General features: G+C 61.8%; 18 protein-coding genes. 7 read left to right on the top strand and 11 right to left on the bottom strand.

Features of this window, described 5'->3' with window-relative positions:
* Nucleotides 1–178: 178 nt before the first annotated feature.
* The 3 genes from ACYQ1A_RS00570 to ACYQ1A_RS00560 all read left to right on the top strand — a co-directional run bounded on the left by ACYQ1A_RS00570 (nt 179) and on the right by ACYQ1A_RS00560 (nt 5,103).
* Entirely contained in the window at nt 179–595 is a 417-nt protein-coding gene (locus tag ACYQ1A_RS00570) for a response regulator (RefSeq protein WP_499359307.1), read from the top strand.
* Nucleotides 588–2,870 (top strand): EAL domain-containing protein, encoded by a 2,283-nt coding sequence (locus ACYQ1A_RS00565; RefSeq protein WP_499359306.1) that lies wholly within the window; start codon nt 588–590, stop codon nt 2,868–2,870. Before ACYQ1A_RS00570 ends, ACYQ1A_RS00565 begins: the two co-directional genes overlap by 8 nt.
* A 130-nt stretch (nt 2,871–3,000) precedes the next feature.
* A complete protein-coding gene (locus tag ACYQ1A_RS00560) occupies nt 3,001–5,103 on the top strand; it encodes a putative bifunctional diguanylate cyclase/phosphodiesterase (protein WP_499359304.1) in 2,103 nt (700 codons plus the stop codon).
* On the opposite strand, the gene ACYQ1A_RS00555 is transcribed toward ACYQ1A_RS00560, so the two are convergent.
* The 5 genes from ACYQ1A_RS00555 to ACYQ1A_RS00535 all read right to left on the bottom strand — a co-directional run bounded on the left by ACYQ1A_RS00555 (nt 5,100) and on the right by ACYQ1A_RS00535 (nt 12,356).
* Entirely contained in the window at nt 5,100–5,486 is a 387-nt protein-coding gene (locus tag ACYQ1A_RS00555; RefSeq protein WP_062225300.1) for a hypothetical protein, read from the bottom strand. The two genes, ACYQ1A_RS00560 and ACYQ1A_RS00555, sit on opposite strands and share 4 nt — an antisense overlap.
* A 115-nt stretch (nt 5,487–5,601) precedes the next feature.
* Entirely contained in the window at nt 5,602–6,786 is a 1,185-nt protein-coding gene (locus tag ACYQ1A_RS00550) for a benzoate/H(+) symporter BenE family transporter (protein ID WP_499359302.1), read from the bottom strand.
* A gap of 109 nt (nt 6,787–6,895) precedes the next feature.
* Nucleotides 6,896–9,025 (bottom strand): hypothetical protein, encoded by a 2,130-nt coding sequence (locus ACYQ1A_RS00545; protein ID WP_499359301.1) that lies wholly within the window; start codon nt 9,023–9,025, stop codon nt 6,896–6,898.
* A gap of 11 nt (nt 9,026–9,036) precedes the next feature.
* Nucleotides 9,037–10,434, bottom strand: coding sequence for a cell wall hydrolase (locus ACYQ1A_RS00540; protein WP_499359300.1), 1,398 nt, complete (start codon nt 10,432–10,434; stop codon nt 9,037–9,039).
* A complete protein-coding gene (locus ACYQ1A_RS00535; protein ID WP_499359299.1) occupies nt 10,431–12,356 on the bottom strand; it encodes a hypothetical protein in 1,926 nt (641 codons plus the stop codon). Before ACYQ1A_RS00535 ends, ACYQ1A_RS00540 begins: the two co-directional genes overlap by 4 nt.
* A gap of 254 nt (nt 12,357–12,610) precedes the next feature.
* Between ACYQ1A_RS00535 and ACYQ1A_RS00530 the strand changes: the two genes are divergently transcribed.
* Together ACYQ1A_RS00530 and ACYQ1A_RS00525 are read left to right on the top strand one after the other, a co-directional pair.
* Complete coding sequence (locus ACYQ1A_RS00530; RefSeq protein WP_499359297.1) at nt 12,611–13,129, top strand: DUF1993 family protein; 519 nt, start codon at nt 12,611–12,613, stop codon at nt 13,127–13,129.
* 66 nt (nt 13,130–13,195) lie between these two features.
* Nucleotides 13,196–13,813 (top strand): DJ-1/PfpI family protein, encoded by a 618-nt coding sequence (locus ACYQ1A_RS00525; protein ID WP_499359295.1) that lies wholly within the window; start codon nt 13,196–13,198, stop codon nt 13,811–13,813.
* A 63-nt stretch (nt 13,814–13,876) separates the two neighbouring features.
* Here the strand turns inward: ACYQ1A_RS00525 and ACYQ1A_RS00520 are convergent, their stop codons facing one another.
* Together ACYQ1A_RS00520 and ACYQ1A_RS00515 are read right to left on the bottom strand one after the other, a co-directional pair.
* Nucleotides 13,877–14,623: an SDR family oxidoreductase gene (locus tag ACYQ1A_RS00520; RefSeq protein WP_499359293.1), complete on the bottom strand. Its 747-nt coding sequence runs from the start codon at nt 14,621–14,623 to the stop codon at nt 13,877–13,879.
* 150 nt (nt 14,624–14,773) lie between these two features.
* A complete protein-coding gene (locus tag ACYQ1A_RS00515) occupies nt 14,774–15,520 on the bottom strand; it encodes an SDR family oxidoreductase (RefSeq protein ID WP_062225193.1) in 747 nt (248 codons plus the stop codon).
* A 100-nt stretch (nt 15,521–15,620) separates the two neighbouring features.
* On the opposite strand from ACYQ1A_RS00515, the gene ACYQ1A_RS00510 reads away from it, so the two are divergent.
* Nucleotides 15,621–16,586, top strand: coding sequence for an AraC family transcriptional regulator (locus tag ACYQ1A_RS00510; protein ID WP_499359291.1), 966 nt, complete (start codon nt 15,621–15,623; stop codon nt 16,584–16,586).
* Here the strand turns inward: ACYQ1A_RS00510 and ypfH are convergent.
* From ypfH to ACYQ1A_RS00490, 4 genes are all read right to left on the bottom strand, one after another.
* Complete coding sequence (gene ypfH, locus ACYQ1A_RS00505) at nt 16,583–17,209, bottom strand: esterase (RefSeq protein WP_499359289.1); 627 nt, start codon at nt 17,207–17,209, stop codon at nt 16,583–16,585. The genes ACYQ1A_RS00510 and ypfH overlap by 4 nt on opposite strands.
* A 100-nt stretch (nt 17,210–17,309) precedes the next feature.
* On the bottom strand, nt 17,310–17,717 hold the full coding sequence (locus ACYQ1A_RS00500; protein ID WP_499359287.1) for a type II toxin-antitoxin system VapC family toxin: 408 nt from the start codon (nt 17,715–17,717) through the stop codon (nt 17,310–17,312).
* Nucleotides 17,718–17,725: 8 nt separating this feature from the next.
* Nucleotides 17,726–17,950: a type II toxin-antitoxin system Phd/YefM family antitoxin gene (locus ACYQ1A_RS00495; protein WP_062224456.1), complete on the bottom strand. Its 225-nt coding sequence runs from the start codon at nt 17,948–17,950 to the stop codon at nt 17,726–17,728.
* A 113-nt stretch (nt 17,951–18,063) separates the two neighbouring features.
* A complete protein-coding gene (locus ACYQ1A_RS00490) occupies nt 18,064–18,468 on the bottom strand; it encodes a hypothetical protein (RefSeq protein ID WP_499359285.1) in 405 nt (134 codons plus the stop codon).
* Between the two features lie 392 nt (nt 18,469–18,860).
* Here ACYQ1A_RS00490 and ACYQ1A_RS00485 point away from each other — a divergent pair, with 392 nt between their 5' ends.
* Nucleotides 18,861–19,094 (top strand): SymE family type I addiction module toxin, encoded by a 234-nt coding sequence (locus ACYQ1A_RS00485; protein WP_499359284.1) that lies wholly within the window; start codon nt 18,861–18,863, stop codon nt 19,092–19,094.
* The last annotated feature ends 19 nt before the right edge of the window (nt 19,095–19,113 follow it).

Here is a 19,113-nt window from a genome sequence, read left to right as displayed (position 1 = left end):
TGACACCCGACTCAACCGGTAACGGTTCCGCCGACCTCACAGCGGCGGCCAGCGCAAACGTGTGCGGAGGTCGAATAACAACGGGGCGTAAATCGCACCCAGGTGGAGCAGACCATGTGGTCGGCTGGTGCCGACAGGAAAACAGCATGGCGCACACCGGTGCACAAAGAGAGGCGATATGCGACGTATTCCGGGGGCCAATGTATTGATCGTTGATGACGATGAATACAACCGTAAATTGCTGAATATTTTTATCAGCACTGAAGGGCATAAGCCCATTGAAGCCAGCAGCGCGCAGCAGGCGCTGCAACTGGCCGATGCCGATCATCCAGACATCATCCTGCTTGATTTGATGATGCCCGGGGTCGACGGTTTTGAACTGGCCCGACAGCTTAAAGGGAACCCGCGCACGGCGGATATCCCGTTGGTGGTGGTGTCCGCGCTGGACGACCCCGCCGTCGCACAGCGTGCCATCAGCTGCGGCGTGGACGGCTTTGTGCAAAAGCCGCTCGACCGCTGGCAGCTGCTGCAAACCGTCAACAAGTTGCTCAAAGTCGACACCGGCGCCGCACCGGGTACGGACGCCGATGCCTGAATTCACCTCGCCCACCGATTCGGCGCGCAGCGTAGGCCTGTTTGGCCTGCTTAGCCGCATCAACCGCATCACGCTGGATACGCACAGCCCCGATGAGTTGTTATTGAATCTGTGTCGGGCGTTTGGTGAGAGCGGGTTGTTCCGCTTTGCCTGGGCGGGCCTGGTCGAACCCGATTCGGCCGACTTGCGCCCGCTCACCTATTGGGGCGATCAGGATCACTGGCTGCGCCGCTTTGGCGCCACCTGCACACTGGCCCGACGCGCACGGGAAGCAGGCGAAGCGCAATTCAACAACGATTTATCCACGCAGGATGACGACGAATCGCGGGCGCTGGTTGATAGCGGCATTTATGCTGCGGCCGCCATCCCGGTACGCGAAAGCGGCCGCGTCAGCTGCGTGCTGAACCTGCTGGCCACGCAGGCCGGCACCTTCGACGATGCGCTCTGCAATCTGCTGCGCGAAGTGGCCGACAACGTCGCCTTTGCGCTGGAACATATGCTGGGCATCCAGCAACGTTCGGCCGCCGAATCGCGCATTCATTACCTGGCCTATTACGAAGCGCAGACCGGCCTGCCCAACCGCATTCTGCTGGAACAGCGCATGCAGCAGATCACCCAGGGCGCGCCGGGCGAAGCCCGTTATCTGACTTTGCTTGATATCAAATTGCGCCGGCTGGATCAGGTCATCCAGATCCTCGGCCATCAGGCCGTCGACGGTGCCTTGCGCACGCTGGCGCAACGGCTGGAAGCCTATCGCGGCTACGACGGCATTCTGGCGCAACTGGGTGCCGATGAATTTGCACTGGCCTTTCCCGGCTTTCCCGGCAGCAATGCGGTCGGCGCGCTCATCCACCATGTCCACAGCGTGTTGCAGCAAAGCGTGCAAGTGGATGGCCAGGAAGTGTTTTTGAATGCCGGCATCGGCGTCGCCATCTATCCGCTGCATGAAAGCGATGTGCGCTACTTGTTGCGCCGCGCTCGCGCAGCGGCCGAACGCGCCGCGCAGGAAGGCGGTTTGCGCTATTACAGCGCCGACCTCGAAAAAGGTCTGGAACAACGCTTGCAACTCGAAGCTGATTTGCATCGTGCGCTTGAACGCGAAGAGTTCGAGTTGTTTTTTCAGCCACAACTTAATCTCAAAACCGGCGCCATCGTCGGCGTTGAGGCTTTGTTGCGCTGGCGCCATCCCGAAAAAGGCCTGGTCGGCCCGGCCCAGTTCATTCCGATGATGGAAGAATGCGGCATGATGCCGGCCGTGGGCGAATGGGTATTGCGCACGGCCTGTGCCAAGGCGCGCGGCTGGCAAGACGCCGGGCTGCCGCAAGTGCAGATTGCGGTGAATATGTCGGTGCAGCAGTTCCGTCTCTCCGGCATCGTCAACGTGGTCAAACGCGCCTTGCAAGAGACCGGGCTGGCCCCGGAATGGCTGGAGCTGGAGCTGACCGAATCGCTGATTCTGGAAAACGCCGACCGCATTATTCAGGTCATGCATGACCTTAAAGCCCTCGGGGTCAGCCTGAGCCTGGATGACTTTGGTACCGGCTATTCGTCGCTGGCTTATCTGCAGCGGTTTCCGATCGATCGCATCAAGATCGATAAATCGTTTATCCGCGATGTCGCCATCAAAACCGAAAGCGCCGCCCTGGTCCGCGCCATTGTGGCGATGGCGCACAGCCTGGGTTTGTCGACCATCGCCGAAGGCGTGGAGAACGACAGCCAGCTCGGCTATTTGCGCAAACAGTTCTGCCACGAAATGCAGGGCTTTTTATTCAGCCGTCCGCTACCCGAAAACGAGCTGCTGCAGTTGCTGCGCGATGATCGCAAGCTGGATCTGGAAGAAGACATCGACGCCGCGCGCTTTACCTTGCTGGTGGTGGACGATGACGCCGATTCGCTCGGCCAGATCAACCGCAGCTTGCGCCGTGATGGCTGGCAAGTGCTGGAAGCCAGCAGCACCGAGGCGGCACTGGACATCCTGGCCACGCGCCAGGTGGGCGTGGTGATCAGCGACCACAATATGCCCGACCTGGCCGGCACCGATTTTCTGCATCGCGTTAAAAAGCTCTACCCCGATATCGTGCGGATTTTGCTCACCGGTTATTCCGAATTTGCCAGCGTCATTGCTGCCGTCAACCGGGGCGATCTGTACAAAGTGTTGGGCAAGCCGTGGGAAGACGAGGTGTTGCGCGAGGCGATACGGGATGCGTTTCGCCAGTACGAAATCGTGAGCGGCAATCGCGCCATGGTGCAGCAACGCGCCAGTACGCCCCCTTGATCCTGCCGCATCAATACATCGTCTGACACACTCAGGCGGCGCAAAAGCTCTATGATGTTTGCATGCCGCTATTTCGTACCTTGTCTCATTCTGCCCGCAACGCGCTTCCGGCCCGCACAGGAGCCGGTGAATGACGTTCTGGCTGCCGGTTTCGTGGTCACCCCCGCTGGTGGTCGTTTCTGTATTGATTGCCTGGTTTGCTTCTTATGTGGCGCTCGACCTGGCCCGCCGCATCGGCAATGCCGCGGCGTCCAGCGCGCGCTGGTGGTGGCTGGGCGGCTCGCTCGCGCTGGGCACCGGCATCTGGTCGATGCACTTTATCGGCATGGCCGCGTTCTCGCTGCAAATTCCGCTGGGCTTTGACTACCTGATTACCCTCGCCAGCTACGCCGCAGCGGTGGCGGTATCCGGAATTGCGCTGTATCTGTCGGCGCGCCCGCACATAGACCGGCTGCATTTTGTCGGCGGCGGTGCCTGCATGGCTGCGGGCATCTGCAGCATGCATTACATCGGCATGCATGCCCTGCAAATGGACCCCGCCATCGTCTGGGACTGGCTATGGGTGGCTGCGTCTATCCTGATTGCCTTTGTGGCTTCGCTGGCCGCCCTGCGCATCTTTGTCTGGATGCGCAGCCTGCCGCGCCGCCGTCTGGTGCTGTGGCAAACGCTGGCCGCGCTGGTAATGGGCCTGGCCATCGCGGGCATGCACTACGCCGGGATGGCGGCAGCGCACTTTCCGCTCAACAGCATTTGCCGCGCCGCTGCCGATATTTCTGCCAGTGGCATTTCCTTGACGGTGGCCGGTGCCACCCTGGCTTTGCTGGCGGCCACGCTGCTGACCTCGGTGCTGGACACGCGCCGCCAGCTCGAAACCACGCGTCTGGCCGCCTCGCTGCAAGAAGCCAACCAGGCCCTCACCCGCGCCGCATTTGAAGATCCGCTCACCCAGCTGGGCAGCCGCTTGTTACTGGAAGAACGCCTCAAACATGCGGTGGAAGTGGTCGACCGCAATGGCAAACGCGCCTGCGTGCTGTTTATTGATCTGGACGGTTTTAAACCGGTTAACGACTCGCTCGGCCACAAGCTGGGCGATGAAGTGCTGCGCATTATTGCCGGCCGCATCAAGGTCACGGTACGCAAGCCCGACACCCTGGCCCGGGTGGGTGGCGATGAATTTGTGGTGCTGATGGAACAAGTGGAAGATCGCTCGCGCCCCTCGCTGCTGGCCGAACGCCTGATTGAAGCCATCCGCGCGCCGATCCGTATTGCGCAGCAAGAAGTGCTGCTGTCGGCCTCGGTGGGCATTGCGGTCTACCCCGATGACAGCGCGGCGCATCGTCTGGTCGCCAATGCCGATGTCGCGATGTATTACGCCAAACAAGCGGGCAAAGGCACGTTTTGCTACTACAGCACCGATATGGAGGCCGGGGCGGCGCGCTTGCTCGATTTGCAGCGCGATCTACGCCGCGCGCTGGCCAATGAAGAATTCATTCTGCATTACCAACCGCTGGTGGCGGGCAACCACACTCATCATCTCAACGCTGTTGAGGCGCTGATCCGCTGGCAAGACCCCCATCGCGGCCTGCTGATGCCGGGCGCGTTTATCGCCGAAGCAGAGCGTTTTGGTTTGATCAGCGAAATCGGCGAATGGGTGCTCGACACCGCCTGCCGCCAGTGCGCCATCTGGCGCGAACAGGGCATGCTGATCCCGGTGGCGGTTAATGTATCGGCGCTGCAATTCCGCTCGCAAGGCCTGGTGGTACTGGTAGAAAGCATTATGCGGCGCCATGGTTTGCCGCCGCATATGCTGACGCTGGAACTGACCGAATCCGTGGCGATGGACGACATGACGCACACGCTGCTGATGGTGACGCGGCTGCGCGAACTGGGCGTCAAGATTGCGATTGATGACTTTGGCACCGGTCATTCCAGCCTGGCGTGGCTGCGCCAGTTCATGCCGCACGAGCTCAAGATTGATCGCAGTTTTGTGCAGGATATAGAAGAAGACCCGAGCGCCCGCGCCATCGTCAACGCGGTCATTCAGCTGGCGCACGCACTCGACATCGAAGTCGTGGCGGAAGGGGTCGAAACGCCGGGGCAACGTGATTTGCTGCAAGCGCAGGGCTGCGAATCGCTGCAGGGCTATTTCTTTGCCCGTCCGTTTGCGGCCACCGAGCTGGAAGGCTATCTACGCTCGGCCAACCCGCTGCCCGCCCCCGAAGGGCACGGCTAAAGCGCGGGCACACAGCCGGTTTCCGCGTCGGTAACGTCCCCCGCCGATTGCGGCGCGCCATAGGGACACAGCAGACGTTCGCCATTGCGCAAATCGCGCAATTCCAGCCGCTGATGTAATTGCGGCTGCCACAGATCGGCATAGGTAACGCGACCGTGGTCGGCCACAACCAGGATGCGTGGCGGCGTCTGGCTGATGCGGTGCCACGCCTTAACCCGCCCCAGATCATGCGTTTCGGTCACCGCATGGGTGGCCATCTGGTACATCGGCAACAAGCCGAACAGCACCAGCCCGAACAGGGCCTGGGCTATCAACAAGGCACCGGTGTAGTCGCGCGGCGGCGGCTCAAGCAACACAGTGGAAACGGCGTCGGGCAAGGCCATGGCGAACTCCGCAAGGTGCCGAGCCAGCAGCGGCTCTGTACCAGCCTGGTTTAAACTTGCAGCCGTCGCAATGTGCGGCAGTGTCAGCGGTCAGGTTTGCGCATACGTTGCCGGGTCAGCGTTGCCAGCGACTTAACAGCAAGGTCACGCCGCCTGCCACCAGCCCCCAGAAGGCGGCGCCTATGCCGAGCAAGCTAACCCCCGACGCCGTGACCAGAAAGGTGATCAGGGCGGGCTCGCGCATGCTGTCTTCGCGCAACGCATTGCTCAGGCTGCTGCCTATGGTGCCAAACAGGGCAATACCGGCGATGGCCAGCACCAGCTCATGCGGAAACGCGGCAAACAAGGCGGCGATGGTAGCGCCGAACAAGCCCGCAATCAGATAGAACACCCCGGCCGCCACGGCCGCGATATAGCGCTGCGCCGGGTCTTCATGCGACTCGCGGCCCATACAGATGGCCGCGGAAATCGCCGCCAGATTGACCGAGAAACAGCCAAACGGCGCCAGCACAGCCGTCAGCACGCCGGTCCAGCTAATCAATGGCGATACCGGCGTGTCGTAGCCAGCGCCGCGCATCACGGCTACGCCGGGCACGTTTTGTGACGCCATCGTCACCACAAACAAGGGCACCGCCACGCCGATGACGGCGGCGATGTCAAAGCTGGGCGTAATCCAGATCGGCCGTGCCACCGCCAGATGCAAACCGGCCCAGTTGAGCTTGCCCTGCACCGCGGCAATCGCCACGCCCAGCAGCAGTACACCCGGCACGCAATAACGCGGCGACAGGCGTTTGAGCAGCAGCCACGCCACAAACATCGCCAACACCAACACGGCATTGACCTGCATGGCGGTAAATACATTCATGCCAAACCGCACCAGCACCCCTGCCAACATGGCAGCGGCAATGGGTAAGGGAATGTGGTCCAGCGCTTTTTCAAACCAGCCGGTGATGCCGCACAACAAGATCAACAAACCGCACACCACAAACGCGCCCAGCGCCGCGCTCATCGGCACACCGACCAGACTGGTGGCCAGCAAGGCTGCGCCCGGTGTTGACCACGCCGTCACTACCGGCTTGCGATAGTACAAAGACAGGCCGATGCAGCTGAGCCCCATCGCCAGCCCGAGCGCGGCAATCCAGGATGACACTTCCGCCGCACTGGCCCCCGCCGCCGAAGCCGCCTGAAACACAATCGCCACCGAGCTGCTAAACCCCACCAGCACCGTAACAAAGCCCGCGGTCAGCGCCGACACCGGCACCGCAAAACGCCGTGTTGCCACGGTAGACGAAGTTGCCATAAGCGCAATCCTGGAAACAATGCGGGAATGACAGCGATGTTACCGTGCCGCAGCGGGTGCCGAACGGTACAGCCTGGGGCTGCTTGAGGGCACACAGCGCCGTTGTGGCTTAAGGCCAGCGCCCCAGCAGCGCGACCAGGTCAAACACCGATAATTCGGTGGAACTGCCCCGGTTATTGGCCAGATGCCAGGCGCGGATGGCTTCACGCGTGGCCCCGTCGAGAATGCCGCTGGCCGCGCCTTTGGCCATGCCCAGAGCCAATTGCACGGCCTCCACCCGCACTGAATCCGCCGACAGGGTCTCTTCGACCAGGTTGAGCCAAGGTTGCGACGGCGCCGGAGTCAGCGGCGCGACGGCAGCAATCACTGCGGCGGCGGCGGCTTGCGGCGACAGCGTTGGCGCTGGGGAAGGTTGGGGTGCGACTTCCGGCGCAGCTGGCGTATCTTCGGGCTCGGCGGCGGGCGGGGCGTAACTGACCGGGTCGCTGGCCGGCACGGCGACACTGGGCGCATCGACCGGGCTGGCCGCAGGCGCCGCGCTTGCTGGCGTCGGCGTAAACACCGCAGCACCGATGGCGCGGCCGAGCACCTCGCCCACCCGCTGCCCCGCCGCCTGGCCCACTTGTTGCCCTGCTGCGCGCGCCGCTGGCGCCACTTGCGGATACACGCCGCCCACTTGCCCACTGCTGGCCGTCGTCACCGGCTTGCTGGCATCGCCACCTTCCACGGGTTTGTTGCCGGAGCCGCGCATATTCACCAGCTTGGTCAGCAGATCAAACCAGAACTGCGCGCCCAAGGTGCAAGCCGCCGCCGCAATCAGGAATCCGGCCAGCATCGCCACCCAATAGAACAAGGCCTGCATCGGCTGTGGTGCCCACGCCGGTGCGGGCGGATTGGTTTGCCAGCCCATAGGAATACCGAGCGCGCATAGTTTGCCCGCCGCCCAGCTCAGGTCTTCGGTCTGCGGATTAAGGCGCTCGACGTCGCTGGCGGCGGGCGCGTGGTAGACCTTATCGCCCACATAAGCCGCAGCGGCCACCACACCATTGCAGTCGACCGCGGGCGTGGCGGGGCTGGCAGCGGGTGCGGCGCTGGCGATGACTTTGGGTGCGTGGTTCAGGCTATCCAGATAACGTTCGTTGCCGATGCCTTGCTCGATCAGCGCCAACTGCTCGGCGGCAGCGGCGCCGATGTCAGCGGCGCTGCCCTCGCCTTTTTTTTGCGCGGCGCTGCGGGCGCGGCTGCTTAAATCGGCCAGTTGGCGATCGGTGATGCCAGCCAATTGCGCCAGCATGTCTGCGGCATGGAGCGGCATTTTGCGCGCGTCGCGTTCGGCATCGACGGCCGCCTTCAGATGCGCCGCGCCTATCATCAATTGCAAGGCCACGCCGCTGCTGCCATCGTCCTGGCGCAACAAGGCGCGCAAGGCATTGAACTGCTTGTCTGAAAACGCGCTGCCATCGGCCGGTTTGCTGGCGGCGACGGGCGCCGGCCTGGCTTGATCTTGTAGCCGGGCCGCCGCTGCCGTGGCGGAGGCCACCGCCGCGGCTTGCACCAGCGCCGTGTTTTCCTGGGTTATGGAACGCGCCGATTCCACCATCGCCGCCCGCAACACCGGATCGCGCCACAGCGCTTCGCCGATGCGGATCGGGTTGATATTCATCGCCAGCGCCAGCACAAAGCCGATACCAAACAACCAGATTTGCGATTGCCGGGTAAACCAGCCGCTCGCGCGATCGGTGGTGGCGGTAAACCATTGCGTGATGCGGGTTTCAAAAGCGGGCCAATCGGCCGCGCCCGCCGCCAGCGTTTGCAAGGTGCCGCCAAGCGCAACCAGGCCGGTGGTGGCGCCCAGCCCGGCGGCTTGTTCCGGAAATTTCTGCGCCAGCACGCTACTCAGACGCACCACAAAATCCTGTGGCGTGCCGTTACCGCGTACCAGCTCGGCTTCGGGCAGGTGGCGGCCGAGCAGATCGAACAAGGCACTGCAGAACAGATCGGGTTCCAGATACGACGGATGCCGGTCATTGCGATACAGCGTACGGATCAGCGGCAGGCAATAGAACATTTGCGCCAGTTTGTCGTCGTCGCCAAACATCGACGACACCGCTTGCGTCAGCACTTTGCCGCGCGATTTGAATACGTTTTGCAGCAGGCCCAGCAGAATGGATGCCAGCAAGCTGGTCAGCGCAAACACCAGCACCAGGCCGATCGAGACGTCCAGCAGGCGGTTATCCATGGTCTGCTCCTTTATCCGACGTCTTTAAAGAACAGATGCGCGCCCACTTGCGCACACGGCTGGCGGCCTACCGCCCACTGCGGCGGCGTGTGCATGCTGGTGGCGTAGTAATGCGTGGCGCCGTGCGTGATGTCGTTGCCCAAGGTGCCCGCCACCGCGCGCCCGGCAATCTGCAGGGCCAGCGCAAATTGCGCGTCACTGGACGTCACCGCGCGCATTTTGGGCAGATTGGGGTCGTTCAGATTCCAGCAGGAAAACTGCCACGGCTTGCGGCAGACTTCGACGATAGTGCGGCCCCACCAGCTTTTGGCCGCCACGCGATTGAGCACCACATGCGCCACGGCGGTCATGCCCGCTTCTGCGCCATTGCCGCCGCGCGCCTCGCCCCATACGGTGCGGGCCAATACATCTTGCGCATCGGCGTTTGCACCCGTTAACGAGGGTGCGTGTTGCGGATGCGCTGCCAGCACACGCTGGTCTTCCGGCGGCGCCGGCGCCACCGGTGCATTGCTGGCCAAACGCAGGCCCAGCGTGGATAACACCGGGGCAATGCTGCAGCCCACGCCATTCCAGTCCTCGCCCGATTCGGCAATCCCTGCGCTATGCAAGCCGAGCAAGGCGGTGCCCGCCGCATCCAGCAAGGCAGCGCCGCTGTCGCCCGGCTGCGTGGCCGGGCTGGCTTGATAAGTAATGCCCTGGCTCAGGTAATAGTCTTGCGGCGAGGCCGTGGTTTCGGCATCCACCCAGCCGGCAAAATAGCCCCGGAACAAAGCGGGTACCGCGCCATTCTGGCCTTCCACCAACAAAGGCGTATTCACCGCATCCAGCGCCCCCGTCGCGGCCGGAGCCAGCCGCGCGTTGGCCGCAATCAAACGTTGCGCATCGGCGCTTTGCAGCCGCGCCATGGCGGCGTCGATTTCGGTCAAGGTCAGATGACTGGCAATGACGGGGGCCCAGTTTTCCAGCGCTGCGGTGCAGGTCTGGCCGTTATCGAACTGGATTTCGACGCGGTCATCCACTTGCGCGTGCGCCGTGCCCGCCAGCACGTGGGCGGCGGTCAAGGCGTACCAGTCGCTGCTGCCCGCTTTCTGCAACACTGCCGCCAACATGCCCTGGCCGCCCCCTTGGCTGGCATTGCTGAGCCGCAACGCCGCCTGCGGGCGCGGCGCGCGGATCGCATGCACCGGCCAACTGGCGCCGTGGTGGTCCAGCCAGCGCGGCATCTGATAGCCCGGCACATCATCGGCAAAAGCCAGCGTCCAGCGCAGGCGCCCGTGCTCGATGCGGTAATGCGCCCATTGCAAAGGGCTGTCCGCCAGCACATACAGCGCGCGCTGCCACGGCACGCTGCCCGTGCGCTGTATACCCCCCAGTCGTCGTGCCAGCGCATGCAATTCGGCCGCAATCATGACGCCCCCTGCGGATAACAACGCCCGCCCGGCAACAGCGCCTGCTGAATCGGGCCCAGATTATCCGTGGTATTGGCCAGCCCCAACGTTTGCGCGCATCGCGCTTTCAGGTCTTCGATCTGGTCATAACAGGCCTCGTTGCTGCCCAGCTTGTTGGCGCGGCAAATGTCATCCAGCTGGCGTTTGCTGATGGTGGGGATGCGGGTCGAACCCGGCGCGCCGGTGGGCGTTGGCCTGGGCGTGGCGGCTGGCGTAGGCGTAGCGGCGGCGGGGGCAGACGCTTTGATACCGGTCGGCGCTGACGCGGGTGTCGAGGCCGGGGGCGCCACTCGCCGCGGCGGGGTCGTGGCTTTGTCCGAGCTGGCAGCGGCCAGCGGTGGCACTGCAATCTTGCGATTGGGCAACAGCGCAGTGCTGTTGCTGGGCGCGTTGCTGGCGGGCGTGGCCGCGCTGACGATGCGTACATCGCGCGAGGCCAGGTGGTTGGCGTCTGACACCGTCACCATCAGCCACTGCCCTTGCGCCAGCGCTTGCTTGAGCGTGACCTTGACCTGCGCCACACCGCCATTGCCGGTCACCGTCACCTCGGCTGCGCCGCTGGCGCCCGACAATTGCGCCACCGGCACACCGGGCACGCCGTAGACCGACCAGGTAAACGACTGCGCCCCTTCCAGCGCGATCTCGTCCAGATCCGGCACCAGCGTCACCGTACCCAAGCCCGAGGCCGGATTAAACCGGCAAGCCGACACCGTCCCCGCCGCCCGTGCCTTGCGCTCGGCCAGCTCTACCTGGCGTTGCAAGGCCGCCTGGCTAACACCCAATGCGTCTGTGGCATCGGCCAGCACCTGAACCGCACGTTGGGTGGGCGCGTCCACGCCCAGCGTGCTGGCGGCCGATTGCGATTTGACCGGCGTCGGCGCCAACAGCGCACTATTGGTCAACGCCAAGCCGCTGCTGCGCAAATCGTTGCCGACGCCGAGCAGCCGGGTCAGGTCGGGCGTGGTATTCAATACTTCAACATTCACCTGATCCTGGATCAGATTGGTGCGGCCGTTCAAGGCTGTTGCCGCGCCCTGGATATTGGCCTGGATCTGCAAGGCGCGATCAGTCAGCACACTGCCCGCATCGACATTCTGCTGGCCCAGCCCGGCGGCCGTTTCAAGCACGTCGCGGCTATGCGCCAGCACGCCCTGCCCCTTGCTGGCCGCGGCATTGTGGCTACTGCTTTGATTGCTGCAGACCTTGTCCTGCAAGGCGGCGATATCGGCCTGCCAATCGGTGGGCACGCCCGCCACTGGCGTACGCACGCAGCGGGCGGAGGACGGCGCGGCGCTGGCACTGATATGCGCGTCGGCCAGCGCTGTGGCCACATCCACCGCCTGTTGCAGCGCGCGCTGATCTTGCAGATAACGGTCGAGCGCAGTGTCGAGCTGGTCTTGTTCATCTTGCGTATACAGCCACGGTCGCGACGCCTGGATGGCACACAGCAAGGCGCTGGCGCCCGCCATATACAAATGCTGGCGCGTCGGCGAAATAAAGTTCTGCCCATACGCATACGCCGCCGCGCCGGTCAGCCCCATCGCCGCCAACTCCCGCGCCAGGTGATCGCTATTGGAGGTGACGCCTTTGTAGATGCCCGCCGCCGACAAGGCAATCAGCCCGGCCCCGATGGTGTTGTGCAAGGTGGTCTCGTCGGCGGCGGCCTCCAGATAACGCAAGCGCAACAAACTGGATTGGCAAATCTGCAAAGCCAGTTCGCTATCACCTGCCGCGGCACGATCGCAAGCGGGGTCGGTGGGCGGCTGATTCAACACGAGGTCTTTCTGGATGATTTGCGGACGGATCGTGGTGCAACCCGCAACGGCCAACGCCAGGCACACGATCACCGCGCCTGCTTTGCAGCTGCCCGAGTGTGGTGCCATGGCCAGACCTCCTTGCTGCCACACGCGTGACCGCAACCCCGCCTTGCACGGAGCCGTCGATGTAAAAACTACACGCTGATGCAGTTCTGACCAGAATAGAAACAAATTCAGCAAAATGAAGGCGTTAGCGCCGCCGATGCCGGGTTGGGCTGATGAACGTATTGCTCGCAACCAAAGCAATGGGGCTAGGGCAGGCTGGTTTTGCCTGGATGGCCGTAGAATGCAGCGGCCTGCCCCCTCCGATCAGAGCCGCCATGTCGATTAATCTGTATGCCCTCGCCGTCCCCACCTTTCGCCGTTATCTGGCGCAGTTAGCACAGTTGCTCGCGCTGGCGCAGCAACACGCCATCACCCATCCCGCAGCTGATCTGCTGGAGGCCCGTATCGCGCCAGACATGTTGCCGTTTGCCACCCAGATTGAAATTGCCTGCAATTTTGTCGCGCGTACCTGCCTGCCCCTGGCCGGGCAAGCAGTGCCGCCGCATCCGCCCACGGAGCGCAGCTTTGCCGGACTATTGCGGCGTATTGCCCTGGCCCAACAGTTGCTGGACACGCTGGACCCGGCTGATTTCGCCCGCGAGCGCCAAATCCGGGATCAAGCGGGCCAGGCGTGGGTGGAGTTGGCATCTGCCGATTTTTTGCTGCAATACGCTTTGCCCAATTTCATCTTTCACTTCAGCACGGCTTATCTGATTTTGCGTAGCCACGGCGTGGCGCTGGGTAAAGCGCAGTTTGATGGCTTCCACGTTTACCCGCCGGCCGCGGCGCATTAAGACATTGCTTAGCCCCGGCCGCCCCGCTACGCTGGCCGCTCACTCCTTCCCTGCCGAGCAAATGCCATGCACGTTGCCATCCTGACTTTTGAAGGCTTTAACGAACTCGATTCGCTGATTGCGCTAGGCATACTCAATCGCCTTAAAAAGCCGGACTGGCGCGTGTCGATTGCCAGCCCAACGCCGCAGGTTCGCTCGATGAATGGCGTCACGCTGCAAGCGCAAGCCACTTTGGCGGAAGCGGCGCAGGCCGACGCCGTATTGGTCGGCAGCGGCATGCTGACGCGGCAAGTGGTGGCTGACGCCGAATTGATGGCGCAATTGCGCCTGGACCCGGCACGGCAGTTGCTCGGTGCGCAATGCTCGGGCGCGCTGATCCTGGCCAAACTGGGGTTGTTGAATGACGTGCCGGCCTGTACCGATCTGACCACCAAACCGTGGGTGCAAGAAGCGGGCGTGCAGGTGCTGAACCAACCATTTGTGGCGCATGGCAATGTGGCGACGGCGGGCGGCTGCATGGCGTCGCAATATCTGGCGGCATGGATGATTGCCCGCTTGCACGGCGTGGATGAGGCAATCAGCGCCACGCATTACGTTGCGCCGGTGGGCGAGAAAGACGAATACGTGGCGCGTATGTTGAAGAATATCGAGCCGTATTTGCAGACTGCGTCGGTAGCCGCGTGAGTCGGGCGGGCTCATCAAGATTTAAAAGAACCGGGCCGCGCCCGGTTTTTTTTGGGCAAAGGGTTACAGCTCCTGCCGCGTCGGCCGGAACAGCACTTCGTTGATATCCACCTCGGGCGGCTGGCTCATCGCGAATTCCACTACGCGCGCAAACGACTCGGCGGGTATGGCGTATTCGTCGTAAAACTTTTTGATGTTCTCGGCCACATCGGCTTCGCTGATGCTGGTGGGCAGCTCAGTATCGATGGCGCCCGGCGAAATAACCGTGGTGCGGATGTTGTACGGTTTGACTTCCTGGCGCAGCCCTTCCGAGAACATCAGCACCGCCGCCTTGGTGGCCGCATACACGGCGCTGCCCGGTCGCACTTTGTGGCCTGCCACCGACGACACATTAATGATGTGCCCCGCCATTTGCGCCTTCATATGCGGCAGCGCTGCGCCGATGCCATACAGCACACCCTTGATATTGACGTCGACCATCTGGTCCCAGTCCGCCACTTTTTGCCGTTCCAGCGGCGAATGCGGCATCAAGCCCGCGTTGTTAAGCATCACGTCGATGCGGCCATAGGTTTTGACGGCGGTATCGACCAGGTTTTGCACTTGGGCAAATTGCGTGACATCGGTGACGAGGGCCAGCGCTTTGCCGCCTTGGGCATTGATCTCTGCGGCCAGTGTATTGATGCGATCAGCGCGGCGTGCGCCCAGCACCACGGTCGCACCCAAGGCGCTGAGATGCCGCGCGGTCGCCTGGCCCAGGCCTGCGCTGGCGCCGGTTAATACAACCACTTTGCCTGCGATATTGCTGCTCATGCTGCGTGTCCTTTTTTACTGTCGAAAAAAATTCCGGGTTCGACATGCAGTCTAGAAGGCACGCGCTGGCGCAACAATCCCGCAGCCGCTGCACAGACTGATGAGTACCACTCAGCAATCTGACGGCGGCAGCGGCATGGCCTAGCCGCGTCAGGCAAGGGGCAACAGCGCCTGCGCATCCGCCCCACCGGCGATGCGCATCGGGCTACTGGCATCGGTGGCGGCACGCCAGACTGCTTCTGCCACGTCTTTGGCGTAAGTCACCGGACCTTCCGCCTTGGCCCATTCGGCAAAGATGGATTGTGCGAGCGGTGCATACGCGTCAGGAATCGAGCCTTGCATGCGCGGCTGCGCGTTCTGGCCAAAGCTGGTTTCTGGCGCACGGCCTGGCAGCACAATATGCGCGCGGATATTGAAGGGCTGCAGTTCCAGCGCCAGCGATTCGGTAAACGCATTTACCGCCGCTTTGCTGCCCGTGTACACCGCCAGCAAAGGCAGCGATTTAAGCGTGACGCTGGAGGTTACGTTAATCACCACGCCCGACTGACGTTGGCGAAATTGCGGCAGCACGGCCTGCGTCATGGCGATGGTGCCGATGGTGTTGGTCTCAAAGATGTCACGCACATGGTCGATGCGTTGGCCTTCCAGCGCGCCCAGCATGCCAACGCCGGCGTTATTGACCAACACGTCAATCGGGCCTGCCGCTTGCACCGCGGCGGCGATGCTGGCGGCATCCGTTACATCCAGCGCCAATACGCGCAGGCGCTCGGATTGGGGCAGCACGTCGGCGTTGGGTGTGCGCATGGTGGCGATCACATTCCAGTCGCGCTCCAGAAAATAACGCGCGGTTTCCAGGCCAAAGCCGGACGAGCAGCCAGTAATCAAAACGGTCTTCATTGCGGATACTCCAGTGGGTTAGGCAATGACGTAACAATAGCCCCCACTGACCGGATTAACTACAATCAGGAATCCACCATTCTTTAGCCAGAGTCCGACAATGAGCGATCCGCTATCTGATGTCGTGGCGCTATTACAGCCCAGCGCCACTTTCTCAAAAATGGTCAGCGCCAGCGGGCCCTGGCGGGTAAGGCGCGAAGAAAGCGGCCAACCTTTTTATTGCGTGGTGCTGGCAGGCAGTTGTTTGTTGCAGGTGGACGGCCACGCGCCGGTGACCTTGCAAGCCGATGACTTTGTGCTGATTCCGGCCGCGCATGGCTTTAGCAATGGCAGCGTCGAACCCCTGCCCACTGATACGCCCGCCACCGTGCCGATCGCGATGGGCGACGGCAAATTCCGCATCGGCCCCGAGACCGATCAGCCCGACGCCGTGATGTTGATCGGGCATTGCCAACTGGGCTCGCCCGACGCCGCCTTGCTGGTGTCGCTGCTGCCGCAACTCATCCACGTGCGCGCCGAAAAACGCCTGGCCACGCTGGTGCAACTGGTGGGCGAAGAATCACGCCAGGACCGCGCCGCGCGTGAGGTGATCCTGGCGCGGCTATTGGAAGTGCTGTTTATTGAAGCGCTACGCGCCACGCCCACCGCCATGCAACCGGGCCTGGTCAGCGGCCTGGCCGACGCCCGCCTTGGCGCGGCCTTGCGCGCCATGCATCAACATCCGGCGCAAGCATGGACCGTGGCGCAACTGGCCAAAGTGGCCGCGCTGTCGCGCTCCACCTTCTTTGAACGCTTTAGCCGCGCGGTCGGCGTTGCGCCGATGGAATATCTGCTGTCGTGGCGCATGGCGCTGGCCAAGGATTTGCTGCGTAAACACACCCTGGCGATCGCGGAAGTGGCCGAACGAGTGGGTTACAGCTCGGCCAGCACGTTTAGCGTGGCGTTTGCGCGGCACGTGGGTTTGCCGCCGATGCGGTTTGCGCGCGGGCAATTACAAGGTGCGGCGCCTGGCGCCCCTGCTGACGTTGGAGTATGGGATGCCACGCCGCCGCTAACTACGCATTAACCAGCCAGGATTTCCAGCAAACGCTGCAACACGCGGCCATCAATGCCGTGGCCCAAACCGCCAAATACATCCAGCGTCGACACCGCGCCCAGCTTGCGTAATTGCGCATCCGCATCGCGCGCAAACTGCGCCGGGATTACGGGATCGTCGTCGCCATGCAGAAAATGGATCGCGGTGTGTGCGGGCGCATGTTGCGGCAATTGCGCAAACCGCCCCGCCATCGACACCACCCGCGCCGCCAACCCGTCGGCCACCTGCGTGGATTCCAACGCCATGATGGCGCCTTGCGAGAACCCCAGCAGCGTGGTGTTAGCGGCCGAAACGCCAGTGTGCTGCTGCCAGTGCCGCACGACCTTCACAAAATCCGGCATCGCCGCAGCAATGCGCGCCGGCCGCGAGGCCTCATCCACGCCCTGCACCGAAAACCACTGCCAGCCCTGGCCGAAGTCGGATTTGTGCGGCGAACGGAGGCTGATCATCCATGCATCCCGATGGCTCGGCGCCATGGCCTGGCCCAGCGGCACCAGATCTTCGGCGCTACTGCCGATGCCGTGGAACATTAACAAAAGCTCGGAGGCCGCGTTGCCAGCGGCGGGTTGGTGCACGATCAGGGCGTCTTGCATGCGGCGAGGTTCCAACGGGTTAGCGGCACATAAAGAAAGCAGCAGCGTGATGCCAGGCATGCGCACCGTTGGACGCATGGCGCCCTGGCAGGGCATCGGCTTAAAGACCGCAATTGATGACCTTAAAATGTCCTGCAGCGCCGTAGTCCAACAATTTGAGATCCGCTGTCATCAATGGGATTTCAAGCGCTCGTGCGGTCGCTACGATAATTCTATCCGCCGGATCACCGTGGAATTCCCAAGGCAAGCGTGTGCTGGCAATTGCAATTTTTGGATCAAGTGCTGCCAGTCTTATTCCGGGCAGCGCCATCGCATCCGCAACCCAATCACCCACGTCTTTCGCCAGTTTTAAACGGGACTTGCTTACCAACATTCCAATTTCCCACGGCGTAATCGCAGATACGAATAATGAATTTGCTGCTGCGGCATCCTCTAGCAAATCCACCGCGCGACTGCCGAGTTTTTCATCACCGCTTAAAAACCAGATCAGCACATGGGTATCTATCACCAATCCGCTCATTGGGCAGCTTCCCACTCGTCCTCAATAGGCGACACAAGGTCATCGGCCTTTATGACACTATCGCGCAAGGCCCCAAACAATTTCTGCCGCCCGGGCATGGGTACCAGCTTGGCCAAAGGCTTGCCATGCTTGGTGATGATCACAACGTCGCCTTTGGCAACTGCATCAATTGTCTTCAGGCAGTGAGTCTTGAAAACGCCTGCAGCCATAACAGTTTCCATTCCCGATTGCCTCCATGGTCACGAATCATGGTCATATTATCACCTCGCTCTTACGCAAGCGACGCTGGAATGCGCTCGCACAAGATGACCGGCCACCTACCCGTGCGCGAGCATTACAACGCCACGCCCATCGCAAACACCGTCACCACGCGCTCGCCAGCAAACCAAAGCTGCACGCCGTCATCTTCATAGTCATAAACCTGTTGCGCCGGCTGGTCTTCATCCACCACCACCTTGTACGGCGCGCCGTCGGCTTTGCCGAGTACTTTGGTAGCGGTGGCCAGATCCGCGCCGACCAGGTTGACGTCGCGATACCAGAATTCGGCGTCGGACGAGATGCTTTCCACGGCGTCATCGCGCAGATATACCGACAGTGAATCGCGTTCCAGCACCACCAGGCCCACTTCCGGTAGATAGCGTTCGGGGTTTTCGATAAAGCCTTTGGCTTTGAGGCTGGCGGCGTTTTCGCCAAATAAAACATCGGCGTAGCTAACGTCGGGGATGAACTGGGCGGTCATTGCGGTTTTCCTGAGGGTGCCTGCGCGCAGGCGCAAAGGCATCATGATACCGCCAACGACGTGAGGTGGAAGCGCTGTTTAAAGCGCAATCATAAATATAAAAAAGGGATTTCATACAATGAAATCCCTTTGTGCTTTTGTCATTTAGAAACAAAAAACGCTATCGAATTAAATAGATGTGAGATTGAATGTTTACCCAATTCATCTATTTAAATTGAACGTTCGTTCTGTTAGAGTGGTTTATCAATTCCGCTCCAAGACAAATCCGGATTGATATTTTTGTGCGCCCAACCGTATTGCCTAACGCAATACCGCATGAAGAGTAGCGCGAGCCAAACGTGTTCCTAGCACTTTTGACCCGCTAACCACAATCACTTAAGGAGCAAGTAACTATGGCTAAGGACGAGTATAAGTCACCCACCCGCTCGACTCAAAATATGATTCTGGTCACCGTCGAGGCAGAACACCCTGCAACGCTTTATCCCAAACTCGAAATTAAAGGCGGTCCATTACTGCGCGCTGGATTTGCGGTGGGAGATTTAATTCAGGTTTGCGTGCTGAATGGGTCGATTGTTTTGATGCCGCGCAAGGGGCACGCGGCCAATATTACAATTCAACCCGGTTAAAACTTAAAACTCCGCTCAG

This window comes from Silvimonas sp. JCM 19000 (assembly GCF_054652575.1).
This window is presented reverse-complemented; position numbering and strand designations above follow the sequence as displayed.

Coding starts and splice junctions, on each gene's coding strand:
- ACYQ1A_RS00560 (WP_499359304.1), top strand. CDS start 3,001: ATGACGTTCTGGCTGCCGGTTTCGTGGTCACCCCCGCTGGTGGTCGTT.
- ACYQ1A_RS00530 (WP_499359297.1), top strand. CDS start 12,611: ATGTCGATTAATCTGTATGCCCTCGCCGTCCCCACCTTTCGCCGTTAT.
- ACYQ1A_RS00565 (WP_499359306.1), top strand. CDS start 588: ATGCCTGAATTCACCTCGCCCACCGATTCGGCGCGCAGCGTAGGCCTG.
- ACYQ1A_RS00540 (WP_499359300.1), bottom strand. CDS start 10,434: ATGATTGCGGCCGAATTGCATGCGCTGGCACGACGACTGGGGGGTATA.
- ACYQ1A_RS00550 (WP_499359302.1), bottom strand. CDS start 6,786: ATGGCAACTTCGTCTACCGTGGCAACACGGCGTTTTGCGGTGCCGGTG.
- ACYQ1A_RS00490 (WP_499359285.1), bottom strand. CDS start 18,468: ATGACCGCCCAGTTCATCCCCGACGTTAGCTACGCCGATGTTTTATTT.
- ACYQ1A_RS00495 (WP_062224456.1), bottom strand. CDS start 17,950: ATGGAAACTGTTATGGCTGCAGGCGTTTTCAAGACTCACTGCCTGAAG.
- ACYQ1A_RS00510 (WP_499359291.1), top strand. CDS start 15,621: ATGAGCGATCCGCTATCTGATGTCGTGGCGCTATTACAGCCCAGCGCC.
- ACYQ1A_RS00555 (WP_062225300.1), bottom strand. CDS start 5,486: ATGGCCTTGCCCGACGCCGTTTCCACTGTGTTGCTTGAGCCGCCGCCG.
- ACYQ1A_RS00545 (WP_499359301.1), bottom strand. CDS start 9,025: ATGGATAACCGCCTGCTGGACGTCTCGATCGGCCTGGTGCTGGTGTTT.
- ACYQ1A_RS00570 (WP_499359307.1), top strand. CDS start 179: ATGCGACGTATTCCGGGGGCCAATGTATTGATCGTTGATGACGATGAA.
- ACYQ1A_RS00485 (WP_499359284.1), top strand. CDS start 18,861: ATGGCTAAGGACGAGTATAAGTCACCCACCCGCTCGACTCAAAATATG.
- ACYQ1A_RS00525 (WP_499359295.1), top strand. CDS start 13,196: ATGCACGTTGCCATCCTGACTTTTGAAGGCTTTAACGAACTCGATTCG.
- ACYQ1A_RS00535 (WP_499359299.1), bottom strand. CDS start 12,356: ATGGCACCACACTCGGGCAGCTGCAAAGCAGGCGCGGTGATCGTGTGC.
- ypfH (WP_499359289.1), bottom strand. CDS start 17,209: ATGCAAGACGCCCTGATCGTGCACCAACCCGCCGCTGGCAACGCGGCC.
- ACYQ1A_RS00520 (WP_499359293.1), bottom strand. CDS start 14,623: ATGAGCAGCAATATCGCAGGCAAAGTGGTTGTATTAACCGGCGCCAGC.
- ACYQ1A_RS00515 (WP_062225193.1), bottom strand. CDS start 15,520: ATGAAGACCGTTTTGATTACTGGCTGCTCGTCCGGCTTTGGCCTGGAA.